This window comes from Rhodococcus sp. SJ-2 (assembly GCF_053750035.1).
In genome coordinates, this window is sequence record NZ_CM132340.1 from 4,991,419 (window position 1) to 5,005,259 (window position 13,841).

The 13,841-nt window shown below is 67.4% G+C and carries 8 protein-coding genes; 4 read left to right on the forward strand and 4 right to left on the reverse strand.

Features of this window, described 5'->3' with window-relative positions:
- Positions 1 to 270: 270 nt before the first annotated feature.
- Positions 271 to 933 carry a transcriptional repressor LexA gene (gene lexA, locus ACSYG9_RS23425; RefSeq protein WP_454840142.1) on the forward strand — a complete coding sequence of 221 codons (663 nt, stop codon included), beginning with the start codon at positions 271 to 273 and terminating at the stop codon, positions 931 to 933.
- Between the two features lie 40 nt (positions 934 to 973).
- Here the strand turns inward: lexA and ACSYG9_RS23430 are convergent, their stop codons facing one another.
- From ACSYG9_RS23430 to ACSYG9_RS23445, 4 genes are read right to left on the reverse strand one after another with little or no spacing between them, the layout of a single operon-like run.
- Positions 974 to 2,170 (reverse strand): DUF2399 domain-containing protein, encoded by a 1,197-nt coding sequence (locus ACSYG9_RS23430; RefSeq protein WP_454840144.1) that lies wholly within the window; start codon positions 2,168 to 2,170, stop codon positions 974 to 976.
- A 25-nt stretch (positions 2,171 to 2,195) separates the two neighbouring features.
- On the reverse strand, positions 2,196 to 6,365 hold the full coding sequence (locus ACSYG9_RS23435; protein WP_454840146.1) for a TIGR02680 family protein: 4,170 nt from the start codon (positions 6,363 to 6,365) through the stop codon (positions 2,196 to 2,198).
- A complete protein-coding gene (locus tag ACSYG9_RS23440) occupies positions 6,362 to 7,777 on the reverse strand; it encodes a TIGR02678 family protein (RefSeq protein ID WP_454840147.1) in 1,416 nt (471 codons plus the stop codon). The genes ACSYG9_RS23435 and ACSYG9_RS23440 overlap by 4 nt, the downstream gene beginning before the upstream one ends.
- Positions 7,774 to 9,234 carry a TIGR02677 family protein gene (locus tag ACSYG9_RS23445; protein WP_454843031.1) on the reverse strand — a complete coding sequence of 487 codons (1,461 nt, stop codon included), beginning with the start codon at positions 9,232 to 9,234 and terminating at the stop codon, positions 7,774 to 7,776. The genes ACSYG9_RS23440 and ACSYG9_RS23445 overlap by 4 nt, the downstream gene beginning before the upstream one ends.
- Positions 9,235 to 9,413: 179 nt before the next feature.
- Here ACSYG9_RS23445 and ACSYG9_RS23450 point away from each other — a divergent pair, with 179 nt between their 5' ends.
- The 3 genes from ACSYG9_RS23450 to rph all read left to right on the forward strand — a co-directional run bounded on the left by ACSYG9_RS23450 (position 9,414) and on the right by rph (position 13,766).
- Complete coding sequence (locus ACSYG9_RS23450; RefSeq protein ID WP_454840148.1) at positions 9,414 to 9,869, forward strand: cupin domain-containing protein; 456 nt, start codon at positions 9,414 to 9,416, stop codon at positions 9,867 to 9,869.
- Positions 9,870 to 10,023: 154 nt separating this feature from the next.
- Complete coding sequence (locus ACSYG9_RS23455) at positions 10,024 to 10,926, forward strand: alpha/beta hydrolase fold domain-containing protein (protein WP_454840150.1); 903 nt, start codon at positions 10,024 to 10,026, stop codon at positions 10,924 to 10,926.
- A gap of 224 nt (positions 10,927 to 11,150) precedes the next feature.
- Positions 11,151 to 13,766 carry a rifamycin-inactivating phosphotransferase gene (gene rph / locus ACSYG9_RS23460; protein ID WP_454840151.1) on the forward strand — a complete coding sequence of 872 codons (2,616 nt, stop codon included), beginning with the start codon at positions 11,151 to 11,153 and terminating at the stop codon, positions 13,764 to 13,766.
- The last annotated feature ends 75 nt before the right edge of the window (positions 13,767 to 13,841 follow it).

Consider the following 13,841-nt stretch of genomic DNA (forward strand, 5'->3'; position numbering starts at 1 on the left):
TCGAGCGCTTCCGCCTACATACCCCATGCCGCGCCGTTGCATGCTCGATGTCGTGACGACCACATGATCGGAAGTCTCATGGGCGCACGATCATGGTCCCCAGACCGAGTGTGTCGGACAGAAACGCGGCAACGTCGACGACCTCCGCCGCGGTGCACTCCAACAACACGTTGATTTTCACGTCGCGCTTGGCGGCGTCGAGACTCGCTCACCGTCGACCCACAACACCGCCCTGAGGCGCGCGCAGCTGCCGCCACCTACGATTCTTCGGTGACCGATTACGACGACCTCGACATGTTCGGCGGCCTCGACGCCTCAGCACTACCCCTCCGGCAGCAGCAGATTCTGGCAACGATCCGGGATTGGGTGGCGACCCACGGATGCGCCCCCAGCACCCGCCAGATCGGGGACGCGGTACGACTGCGGTCGACATCGTCGGTGTCCAAGCACCTCAAGAGTCTCGAGGACAAGGGTTTTCTCCTTCGCGGCGCCTCCGTGACCCGGCAATTGGATGTGCGCCCTTTCCTCGCAGGCACCGACCGCGGACGGTCGAACGACAACAATGTGGCGGTACCGGTGGTGGGCGACATCGCGGCCGGTGCACCGATCCTCGCCGAGGAATACCACGATGAGACGCTGACGCTTCCTCGCGAGCTGGTGGGCTCCGGCACCGTGTTCGCGCTGCGGGTGCGCGGTGAGTCGATGACCGACGCCGCCATCTGCGATGGCGACGTCGTCGTAGTGCGTCGCCAGGACGAAGTGCACTCCGGCGAAATCGTCGCCGCGATGATCGAGGGCGAAGCCACAGTGAAGGTGTTCCGACGCCGCAACGGTCATGTCATCCTCGAACCACGCAATCCCGCCTACGCCCAGATCGACGGCGACGACGCGGTCGTCCTGGGCAAGGTCGTGTCGGTGATGCGCCGCATCTGACGACAGGCAGAAAGTCCACGAGGCAGTTCGTCTTCGGCGGCTATCGCCGGAGACACTCCACCAACTCCGGAATCAAACGCTCCTCCATGACGGCCCGCCCGGACGTCTCCAGTGCCTGCGCGAGCTCGGGATCCCACGGGGACTCGGCACGCGTATCGGCGGACTTCAACGTCTCGGAGTCGCCACGGCCGAGCGCCTCCCGATATGTGGCCGCATCCATCAGCCACGGCGTTGCGTCGAGCTCGGCACAGGCACGACCGGTGGTGCGCAGCCCGGTCCAGTCGAAATCGCCGCGCCAGTGCACGGTTCCGCGAGCTGTGCTCATCAACTTGCGGACTGCTTCGGACGGCTGCCCCTCAGTGCACACCAACGGTCTGCACTGTGCTCCCAGTTCACGTTCGGCGGCCTGGATGACGGTGGGATTCTCACACACGTACACCTCGTCCGCAGTCAACCTTGCATTCCAGGTGCGCAGCTGCGCCAGTGTCCATACTTGATGAATCCCGGCATCCGCCGCGGCCTCGGAGATCGTCACCGCAGCGGGGTGACCTTCGAGCCGTACTCCGAGGGTCAGTACGCGGCTGGCCAGCCCACTGTCGATCACACCGAACTGCTCCCACAATGCGGCGCGCTCTGCACCGGTCGAGGGCGGATCGATGCCACGTGCTGCCGCGAGAAGACGCAGCACCCACCGGCGTAGAGACGTGTCGGTCAGAGCCTTGGTGTCGCCGAGCGCGTGCTCGGCGAGCTCGACCGGTGAGGCGCCCTGGGCGGGCAATTCGGCGAGGACGCGGGCGACGTCGCGCATTCTCCCCGATGTCAGGTCGGTCGTCGTAACCCGTGCGGCGGTGATGAGCTCGAGCCACTGCCGACGCTCGGGTGCAGCCAGAATCGTGTGGATCTGCTCCCATGCCCGGCCGACGGCATCCTTCTCGGCGGACCTTTCGGCGGGGCGGTCGACGAGCGGTGACTCCGCGTCCAGCACTTCGAGCAGTGAGCGACCGCCGTTGAGAGGACTTTGCAACCACGTGTCGAGGGATTGCACGTAGATGGGCACCGTCGTCGAGGTGCTGTCTACCTTGACCCTGCGCATCGCGAGCGCCAGTCGGTACAGATCGGGGGTCTCCTCGGTGACCGGAACGGTGATCTTCCCGGTCACCTGAAGTCCATTGCTCAGAACATGCCGGCGAGCTCTGTCGAGCACCGCACGCAGTTCGTTGCTACCGGACCAGCCCACAGATCCTCCTCGAATCCCGCGCCGATCAGGCGAATTCCAACGACCCCTCCACCGGCTGCATCACCCGCCGCGTCCCCGGCGATCCCAATGCCGTCGCCAGATCCGACCCGTCGTGCTCGGCGAGCAACTCACCACCGGACCACACCAGCAGCGTCGCCGCGACCGTGTGCTCGGCCACCGAATGCGACAGATCGTAGTGCGCGCATCCCGGCACTCCCGCGTAGGTGATCCACAGATCGAAACCGGTCATGAACAAATCCAGATCGAACTGCACACACAGGCCCAGCAATTCGCTGCGACCGGTGTCATCGACACCGGCGAACGCCTCGTCCAACGCCAACAACCTGGGGGCGTGCGGATCGGCCGAATCGAGCATCACGTGCGCCGCCGCGAACAACGGCAGATGCAGCGACACCGACTGCTCACCACCGGACAACGCCGAATGCCGCGCCGGTGTCAACCGGTCCTCGCTCCCATCGGCACCGATGAGGCTGAACGAGAACACCCGCCACCGCCGATAATCCAGCGTCGACGCGAGGATCTCCGGGTACGACCGTTCCGGATGCGCCGCGCGTTCGGCGCGGATCCGCGACGCGAAATGCGCCCGGATCCCCGCCAGGTCCTCCGGCGACAACACCGACGCATCCCGGTCCAGCAACTTGCACACCACCCGCGCTCGTTCATCGAGATGGTCGGCAAGCACCCAATGCACCCCGATCGTGGTACCCGACGACATGTGCCGTTGCCGCATCTCACTGCCCATCCGACCGATCAGATCGCGGGCGTCGACGGTGCGTTCGTGGATCTGCTGCGACAACCCGGTCAACAGCGCGTCCTCGAGGATGCGACGCTCCGAATCGGTGAGCAATGCCTCCTGCTCCTGCCTGGCCTGCGCGATGCGCGCCGCGAACCGACCGACCGAGCTGTAGCCCTGCTCGTCCTGCACCTGCACCACCGTCACCCCGTCGGGCGCATCCCAGGTCAGCCGATAGTCGCGTCCCCGCGCGAGCTCGGCATCGAAATCCTGCAACGCCGACGTCAACGCCGATCCGGTCGACTTGCGCGCCGATTCCCCGGTCGACACCGACACCGTCGCCGCCTCCAACGACCGGAACAATGCCGTCACCTCGACGGGCAGCGTCTCGACGGCAGCACCGTCCACTCCCGAGGAATACCGGATCCGGTAGACCAGCTGATCGGCATCGAGCCACGCCGCCTCACTCACCGGCCACACCCGCTCGCTGTGCACCTCGAGCAACGCCAACAGGTCGCGATGCGCGAACGGCGCCAACCTGCGGGCATCGATTTGACACTCCACCAGCGCCGACCGCAACGTCTGCTCCGCAGCCGTATGTGCCGCCTCGGCCTTGCCGATCTGCTCGAGTGCCGACTGGAAGGCGTTCCGGGCCGCACGTTCGGCTGCCTTCGCCGACTCGATGCGCCCACGGGCATCCGCGAGTTCCGCATCGATGCGCTCGGCGCTCGCCCCGATCGACTCCCGCAGAGTCTCCAGCCGCTGCTGCTGATGTGTCAGCGATTCCGCGGCCTCGACAGAACGTTCGGCGGCGTCGTCCGCCGCGACCCGGGCCTCGTCGTGCCGCGACCGAGCCTCCCGCACACGTTCGGCGGCATTCGCCTGCTCCCGCAACGCACGCAGCAGCGCCTGACCTTGCGTCCGGAAATGCCGGATCGCGGCATCGAGACTGTCCAGTTCGACGGCGGTCATCGGGGTGCGATGCCGGGCCGACGCCGCACGCAACTGCTGTTCCTTGACCGACGCGTCAGCGATCGCCTGATCGAGATCACGGTCCGCCGCCGCCGCCGATTCCTGCGCGGTACGCAACGCACCCGCACACTCGGTGACCTTCCGCAGCGCCGCGAGCACCGCACCCGTGCGGGGGAGCGCCTTCACCGCACGGTCGAGGGCGGCGAGCCGCCCCCCGAACGCCTGCTCGTCCTCACGCAGGGACTGCGCCTCGGCGCGGGCCTCGGCGATGCTCGTGTCGAGCTCGGCGATGCGTCGCTGCCGTCGCCGCGCCCGCGCTGTCGCCCCGATGAACTCCGCATGGTCTTTCACGTGCCGGCCGAGCTGCACACCCTGCCGATAGCGGCCGCGCGCATCCACCGCGACCCCGAGACCAGGATCCGGCTCGGTCGTCAACGCGATCGATGCCAGCACCTCCGCGACCCACGCCTCGGGTACCGATGTATCCGATTCGGGCACCAGAACATCCGCCAGGGTTCGACCGGCCGGTCGCTGCTCGGGTGGCAACGCCACCAGCACCTGATCCGACTCGAGATCCGGCACCTCGCCGGTTCCCCCGACAAGCCACCCGTCGAGCAGATTCGCCGCCTGCAACGCCGCCTCGACACCGGCCGCATCGTCCGCGGACACCTCATTCCGGAACCGCACGAGCTGCCACAGCGGGGCGCCGTCCCAGCCGTCCCGCGACCCGCACCGAGCGGGGAACGGTGGGGGAGCGTCGTTCCGCTCCGCTGCCACCGCCCCGCGCTCCTGCTCGAGCTCACCGACCCGGCCCGCGATGGCGTCGATCTCCGCCGCCATCGCGCGCTGCCGGAACCGGATCTCCTCGACGACGGGGCCGATGTGCTCGGCCAGCACCGCGGCCGGGCCGATCGCATCGTCCTCACCGACCACACCGAACGCCGAATCGAGCGCCTCGAACACCGGAGTCGACAACCCCACGGCCCCGAAATCGGCTGTGTGCTCGGTCCACCAACGACGCAATTCGCTCGCCGCGTCGCTGCGGGCCAGTTCCACGACGGTCTCTGCGGCCTCGACCGCAGCCAACGCGGTGTCGCGCTGACCGCGGCTTCGCGTCGCCGTCGCATCGGCCCGCGTGCGCGCCGCGGCCGCACCCTCGACCCTCGACAACGCGCTGCGCACCGCCCGCACATCACCGTCGCGTTCCTCGGCGTTCGCCTCGATCGACGCGACCAGCCGATCCGTCCTGTCGATGTGCTCCACACCCGACCACGTGATCGACGCATCCCCGGCCGCGGCCTGCATCGCCTCCTCGGTGCGGCGCCGCGCCGCGGTCGCGGCCGTCAACGTTTCCTCGGCACGAGCGAGCTCATCGAGCCGGTCGGCCATCGAAGTCTGCGCCCGCGCAGCATTCTCCGTCTGCGCGGACGTGGTGCGCTCGAGATTGGCCACCACCGACGCGAGATCGTCGAGTTGCTGCTTGCCCTCGTACGCGCTCGACCGCTGCAACGCATCGAGCGTCGTCCGGGCCTGCTCGAGCTCCCGCTCGGCCCCCGTGAGCAGTTCCCCCGACTCGGTGCGCGCGGCCGTGGCCTCCTGCTGGGCGGTCGCGGCCTGCCGCAACGCGAACACCGCCGCGTCCACGGCCTCGAGCCGCCCCGACACCTGCTCCACCGCGACCCGCGCCTGCTGCCGCACATACTTCGAATAGACGGTGACGAAACGCTGCGCCGCATCATCAGCGGCGGCGAGCGACTCCAGCGTGCGGGCCACCTCCTCCATGTCGGAGAACGACCGGGCAGCCTCGACGACGAGTTCGTCGTCGAGCGGCCGCAACCCATCGGTCAACGCCTGCGACAGGCCCTTCGGATCGAGATTCTTCGCCAGCTGCGGGCGCCGCAACGTCAGGATCAGATTGATCAGCTGGTCGTAGCGCTGCGCACCGAGCCCGAACATCCGCGCATCTATCGCCGCCCGATACTCGATCGGACGCTCCGTGATCGCCTCGGCGCCGACCTGCTCGATCAGCTGCTTCTTCGTCAGCGGCCGATCCTCGTCGTCGAGCAGAGAGAAGTCGACACCGACCCGGCCGTCCACCACGAAATGCCAGCGCGTGACCTTGTCGTTGCCCTTCGTCGCGCGCATCCCGATCCCGACCGTCACCGATTCCGGGTCGTCACGCTGCCCGCGACCGAACTCCATCCACACATACGAATGCGCGCTCTCCTGCCCCTGATACAGCAGATTCGAGCGCATGGTGCGTTCCTCACCGGCGAACGGATTGAGCCGCCGCGGCTCGATGCGCCCGTCCAACACGAACGGAAACAGCACCTCGAGGGCTTTCGTCTTGCCGGAACCGTTCGGGCCGCGCAACACCAGGCGGCCATCCGCGAACGAGAACTCCTGATCGCGGTAATCCCACAGATTGATGATCCCCGCACGCGTCGGGCGGAAACGGGCGCTGCTCATGAAAACTCCGTGTCGATCGAATCAGGTACAGGGCATTCGGCCTCGGCCGCGGGCGGATCGTCCATCGGCGACGCATCGGGAAACAGATCGATCTCCGGATCACGCTTGTGCACACTGACCGTCACGCCGCGGAACCGCGCCAGCGCAGGCAACGCCAAGATCCCGCCGGCCGTCCGCACCACCAGCCGCATCTGCTCGAGCCGCTCCGTGGCCGCCCGCGCGAGCCCCGCCGGATCCGCCTGCCACTGCGCGGCGAATGTGCGCCCGTAGGTGTGCACGAGCCTCCCGATCGTGCCCGCAATCCACGAATCCTCGATCAGCGGATGCGTCGCAACCGCACGCTCCGACTCACTCTCGAGCCGATCGATGAACTCGCCCGGCGTCGCGGACGCCAGCGGTGTGAACAACCCCGACCGCGGAATCGCGCCGTCGATCGCCGCCACCAGAGCATCGTGAGCATCCGCAGGCAGCGGCATCCGCTCCGGCGACGCAGCATCCGGATCCAACACCCGATCGCAGATCTCCCCGGCAAGAAGCAACGCGACCTGCGCGACCGTCCCCGTGTTCGGAAACCGCACATCCGACAACCGGCCTGAGGTATCGACCAGCGCCACCCCTTCGGCCCTCCGCTCACACACCAGACCCGTCAACAACTCCACCTCATCGGTGGTGCGCGGCAACGCCAACTGCAACGCTTCGTCGTCGGACAATTCCTCGGCATAGACCACCGGCTTCTGCACCAGCGCGCGGCGCACCCGCCGCCGCACCTCACCGGTGTCGCCGTGCGGCACGGACGATCCGAGCAGCGCCCGCACCGACGTCAGATGCTGCAACGCCCGCGGCGGTCGGAACAGCGCGGCGACCACGGCACGATCGATGTCGTAGAGCGCTTCCCCGCGGCCCGGATCGCTCGCCCAGCCACCCGCATCACCATCGGCGAGCGTCAACGCACCCCGCACCGTCAACCACGCCACCGCATCGACGAACGCATCCCGGTCTGCGGCGCGCCCGGTATCGAGATCGACCCCGTCCACCCGGCCCGCATCCGACGCCACGTGATCGGCCAACTCCGACAACGTGATCTGACCACCACCACGCCCCAACGCCGCGATCGCCAACGCCAGATACGCATACCGTCGACGATCGAACGGCCGATCCGTCGCCGTACTCGTCCCCGCACCCGGATCGAGCCGATCGGCGACCGTGAACAATCGCGCCGTGGTCTCGGTGACCTCGAGCCGATACCCGAACGTCGCAAGCAGATCCTCACGCAACTCCGTCGCCCACCGGCGCAGCGACGACAACGCCGACCGGTCCGGGAACGTCGTCGTCACCAGACGGTGCGTCAGGATCAGCCGCGCCGCACGCTGATACGAATCGAGATCGACCGACGCAATCGACCGCGCCTTCACTGCACCTCCACCGACAGATGATCCAGATACAGACTGCCCCGCGCGGTGCGCACCACCATCGACTCCGCACTCGGCCGCAACGTGAGCTTCACCCCGTTCTGAGTCCCCGACGTCTGCTCATCCGGCCGTACCCGGCCACTGACCGGCACCCGCGCAGACAACGCCGCATCCAGCAAACCCAACAACACCTCGGTTTCCGGCTCCGAGAGCTCGCGCTCCCGCACCCCACCGACCGCCAGCGACTTCGCGGCGTGCGCGCGACGCCGCTGCGTCTCGAGTTGCTTCTCCCGCAACCTGCGCACGCCGGCGTCATTGCGCTGGATCCGGCCGGGCGCACCCGCGGCGGGCCGACGTCCCGTCTCGGCAAGGGTGCGCGCGATCTCCACCGGCGGCGCCTCCCACCACGACCGGGTGACCGGAACGACGTCCGCGTCGGCATGCGGTACCGAGAAATGCCGGGGCCGTCCCAGGTCGAACACGGTCCCGAACAGAGCGTGCGCGGCCTCCTCGGTGGGCGAGTTCGCGAACCATCCCGCCAGGTGCCGCAACTGCGATTCGCGGCTGACACCGCCACGTCGTTGCTCGGTCAGACGCCGCAGCAGCGACAACACCGCCGAGATCGCATTGCTCGTCGCGCCGCGCAGCCGCTCCGCTTCGCTCGGCGAGGACCCCACACCGACGAACCAATGCTCGACCCCACGCCACCGCATCCGCCAGTCGGCCTCGCGTTCCTCGAGCGCGAGCAACACCCGCTCGTCGTGCTGTGCCGCGAGCGTCGGCAGGGTCTCGGCGCCGGTGGCGTGCACCCGGTCGAGGGCGGCGGTGAGCTTCGGGGCGTAGCGGGCAAGATCGGAACTGAACTCGCGCATGTGGGTGAGCAGCGCGTCCTTCTGGTCGAGGAAAAGCTCAGGGGTGATCTCGGTGGTGCGCACCAGATCGCCGAGCACCAGATAGAACCGGGCGGCGCGCTCGGCCATGTCCGACAGCGTCGCATCGAGCCGGCTCAGCTTGCGATAGACGAGTTCACCGTCGCCTGCGGCGTTCGCGTCGGCGAGTTCGGTAAGGTCGGCGAGCAGATCCGCCAGTGCCAACCGTGACAACGACACGTCCTCCCCGCGCGCCGAGAGCACATCCTCGACCGCACGGAACGCCCGGTAACCGGCCTGCCCGAACTGGTAGACGTAATGACGATTGCGGTATTCGGCGAGCGTGGCAGCCCGGGTACCGTCGTAGCTACGTTCGAGCACACCCCAGTTGTGGAGCTGCTCGAGCAGCGCCGGAATGTCCGAGGCGCCGGGAACGTCGCCGGTGCCGTCCGCGACGATGCGGCTCAGAACGGTCTCGACCTCCCCGGCGTGCAGAAGCACCGTGTAGTTGCCGCGCGCGTGGTCGAATGCCCGCAGAACCCACAGATAATGGGTGCGCTTCTCTGCGGTCGCGAACGAGAACAACCGCAGCCGGTCGTCCCGCACCAGCGCGTCCTCGACCGCTCCGACGCGGGATCGACCTGTTTCGTTCACCGTGACAGGGTAGGCGGACGGCGCCCTCGGTCTCGCATCACCCACGGTCCGTGTCGGCGACCAGTATGCGCGTTCGCCCCTGTGACCGGGGCGCGCGAGCGGTAACCTCCGTGACCATGAGACGGCCCCTGCGTAGTGTGCTCGCGGCCATGGTGCTCGCCGGATCCGTCGTGGTGCCCGGGTGGGCGCACGCCACGCCGAGTGAGGGACTGTCGGGCGTGACGTGGGTGGACATCGAGATCCCCCCGAACCTGCTGCCGTTCGTGCCCGACGGGGTGCACGCCGTAGCGCGAGAGATCACCATCGATCCGGGCGGAACCACAGGGTGGCACTATCACGACGGACCCGTCCTCGGCATCGTCCGGTCCGGCACACTCACACATCCCGGAGCGGATTGCGAGCCGGTGATCTACAACGCAGGAGAGGTGATCGACGAACCTGCAGGAGCCGACCACATGCATGTCGGCCGCAATATCGGCACAGTGCCGGTGGTCCTCGACGTCGTGTACCTCACGCCGATCGGAGCGCCGCTGTTCGAGGACGTGCCAGCGCCCGCGTGCGCCACCGGCTGAATCCCACCGGGACTGCCGCGGAGGTCGAAGTACACGGTGCCCGAGGTGTGCCTGCCTGCCCCGACACGCACGGATCCGGACCTAGAGTGGGCTCCAACACCGAGCGCGACCCGACGGCCGGGCCGGGTTCCACCGCCGAACACTGGAGGACGCATTGCCGAGCGTACCGAGTCGTCTCCTGCCCACGGTCATCAAAGCGATGCGCCGAAACCGCAACTACCTCGATCCGGTGACCGCACGCGCACACCTGACGGAAGTCTCGCTCCGCCCGCGGCCCTACGGCCCGCCGGCACGATTGCGGCGCGACGTAACCGTGACGCTCGACCGCAGCGGACAGTGGCCCATCTACACGATCGCCCCCATCTCAGGAACGCCGCACGGAAGTACCGTCTACGTCCACGGCGGGGGATGGGTCAACGAAATCGTCTCGCAGCATTGGCATCTCGCGGCGCAGATCGCCGCGGTCGCGCAGACCACCGTCACCGTGCCGATCTACCCCCTGGTGCCGTTCGGTACCGCCGGGCAGGTCGTCCCCATGATCGCCGACCTCGTCCGGACCAATCACGACCGGTACGGCACCGCGTGCATCGCCGGTGATTCCGCGGGCGGGCAGATCGCGCTCTCGGCGGCGATCGCCCTCCGCGATGAGCACGCCCTGACACTGCCGCGAACGGTTCTCATCTCGGCGGCACTCGATCTGTCCCTGTCCAACCCCGAGATCGACATCGTCCAACCCACCGATCCATGGCTCGCCCGCGAGGGCACCCGCGTATTCATCGACCACTGGCGCCGCGATCTCGCCCTCGATCACCCATGGGTGAGCCCACTCGCCGCCGACCTGCACGGACTCGGCCCTCTCACCGTGTTCATCGGAACCCGCGACATCATCTATCCAGACACCCGGCTGCTCGTGGACAAGGCGACGGCAGAAGGGATCGAGGTCGACTATCATCCGGGCGACGGGCTGCTGCATGTCTACCCGCTGACCCCCACACCCGAAGGCCGAGCCGCCCGCAGCATCATCGTCGACCGACTTCGCGCACCCCGACCCGCGTAGCTGCGACCCGTTCGGCGTCGGAAATGACGGTTGGTGTACCGAACTATCCGTCACGAACCATCGGAATGGACACCAACTCGCAGCCGACGACTTCGGCTGCGGCAAGCGTGCGAGACTTCTCCGCCCCCCTTTCACGTTATACACGATCGATGCCGCTCATGAGGCCCCGAAAATTGGTCCATACTCGCCTCTCACATGCCGACACCACAGGTCAGGAGCAGCGAATGGACTACGTGCTGGGCTTCGACGAGATCGACCGCACAGATATCGCACGGGTAGGAGGTAAAGGCGCGAACCTCGGTGAACTGTCGCGCATCCCGGGCACACACGTGCCGGACGGCTTCTGCGTGACGACGGACGCCTTCCAGCGGATCGTCACCGCCGCACCCCGGCTCGACGCGTTGATCGACCGGATCGCGGGACTGGACCACCACGACCGCGAGCGGATCAGCGCAACGAGCGCGGACATCCGTCGCGCGATCGAACAGTGCCCGATCCCCGACGACGTGGCCGTGACGATCACCGACGCACACGCTGCGCTCGGTGCACACGGCGCGTATGCCATCCGCTCGAGCGCAACCGCCGAGGACCTGCCTGACGCCTCCTTCGCCGGTCAGCAGGACACCTACCTCAACATCACCGGATCGGTGGAGATCCTTCGACACGTCAGCCGGTGCTGGGCCTCGCTGTTCACCGAACGGTCCGTCACCTACCGGCTACGGAACGGGTACGACCACCGCGCGGTCCACATGGCGGTCATCGTCCAGCGCATGGCATTCGCGCAGGCCTCTGGGATCCTGTTCACCGCCGATCCGCTCACCTGCGATCGCACCGTCGTCTGCATCGACGCCGGATACGGATTCGGTGAGGCCCTGGTCTCCGGTCTCGTCGAGGCAGACGTCTACAAGGTGCGTGACGGCAACGTCACCGACAGATCTGTGGCGACAAAAGAACTCGCCGTCGAGGCAGATCCGGCCGGAGGCACGAGAACCCGCATCCTCGAATCGGAAGAGCAGATCCGGCCGGTACTGGCCGACGAGCAGGCATTACGACTCGCGCAGCTCGGCCGCGACATCGAAACCCACTTCGGGCGACCCCAGGACATCGAATGGTGCCTCGTCGACGATGAATTCCGGATCGTCCAGAGCCGGCCCATCACCACACTGTTCCCGATTCCCGGGGCTCCCGACGACGCGAACCGGGTGTATGTGTCGGTCGGACACCAGCAGATGATGACCGACGCCATCAAACCGCTGGGGCTCTCCGTCTGGCAGATGACGAGTACGGCACCCATGCGCGATTCAGGGGGCCGGCTGTTCGTCGACGTCACCGACCGACTCGCATCGCCCACGGCGAGTGCAGGCCTGATCGCGGCCCTCGGCAGCTCCGAACCGCTCGTCGGCGACGCACTGAAGGCCATCGTCGAACGCGGCTTCGTTCGTACCCGCCCGGATGTACCGACCGACCGGAGCTCGGCTGCCGGCGCCCCGCATGCCCCGATCGAGACCGACGACGCGCTCGTCACCGAACTGATCGCAGACAGCGAAGCCTCCACCTCGGTGCTGGCCCGTGACATCCGAACCCGAACCGGGCTTGCACTCCTCGACTTCATCGACGCAGACATCCTGGAGCTGCGCCGAATCCTCTTCGCACCGAAGAGCTCTCGAGCGATCATGGCTTCCTTGGACGGCGCAATGTGGTTGCGTGAGCATCTCGACGAGTGGTTGGGAGAGGAGAATGCCGTCGACGCCCTGACACAATCCGTCCCCCACAACATCACCTCCGAAATGGGTCTCGAGCTGCTCGATGTTGCCGACGCGATCCGGCCCCACCCCGAGGTCGTCGCATTCCTCCATAGTGTCGAGGGCGCAGGTCTCGGCGACGCGCAGTTCCTCGACGCATTGGCCACAGTTCCCGGCGGAGGGGAAGCCCGCGACGCCCTCGACTCGTACCTCGACAAGTACGGGATGCGCTGCGTCGGCGAGATCGACATCACCAGGCCACGGTGGCGCGAGCACCCCACCGCACTCGTCCCGACCATCCTCGGCAACATCGCGAACTTCGAACCGGGTGCCGCCCGGCGACGCTTCGACGACGGACTGCGCACGGCGCGACAGAAGGAACACGAGGTACTCGAACGGCTCCGTGCCCTTCCCGACGGGCACCGCAAAGCGGACGAAACCAAGGCCGTGATCGACCGCGTCCGCACCTACGCCGGATACCGTGAATATCCGAAGTACGCAATGGTCTGCCGCTACTTTGTCTACAAACAAGCGCTCCTGGGCGAGGCCGAACGCCTCGTCGAGGCCGGGGTGCTTCGGCGAGCAGACGACATCTTCTACCTGCGCTTCGACGAACTCCGTGAGGTTGTGCGTACACAACACGCCTCCGCCGAACTCCTCTGTGAACGAGAAGAGGAGTTCCGTGCCTTCCGAATGCTCACACCGCCACGCGTGCTCACCTCGGACGGTGAGATCGTCACCGGTGAGTACCGCCGCGAGGATCTACCCGCCGGTGCGCTTCCCGGCCTGGCGGTGTCCACCGGGGTCGTCGAAGGACGCGCCCGCGTGGTCTCCGACATCGGGCAGGCCGACCTCGAACCGGGCGACATCCTGGTGACCGCCTACACCGACCCGAGTTGGACGCCGCTGTTCGTCGCTATCACGGGTCTGGTCACCGAGGTAGGTGGACTGATGACCCACGGTGCGGTGATCGCGAGGGAGTACGGACTGCCCGCTGTTGTCGCGGTTCCGGATGCCACCGTCTCGATCCGCGACGGGCAGCGGATTCGTGTCAACGGAACGGACGGGTACGTCGAGATCCTCTCCGAGCGGATATGACAAGCGAGCAGATCCCGGTATCCGACAAGGAAAGTCACGGTCGTGCATGCGCAGGTCTCCGGTGTGGGTCGCGAA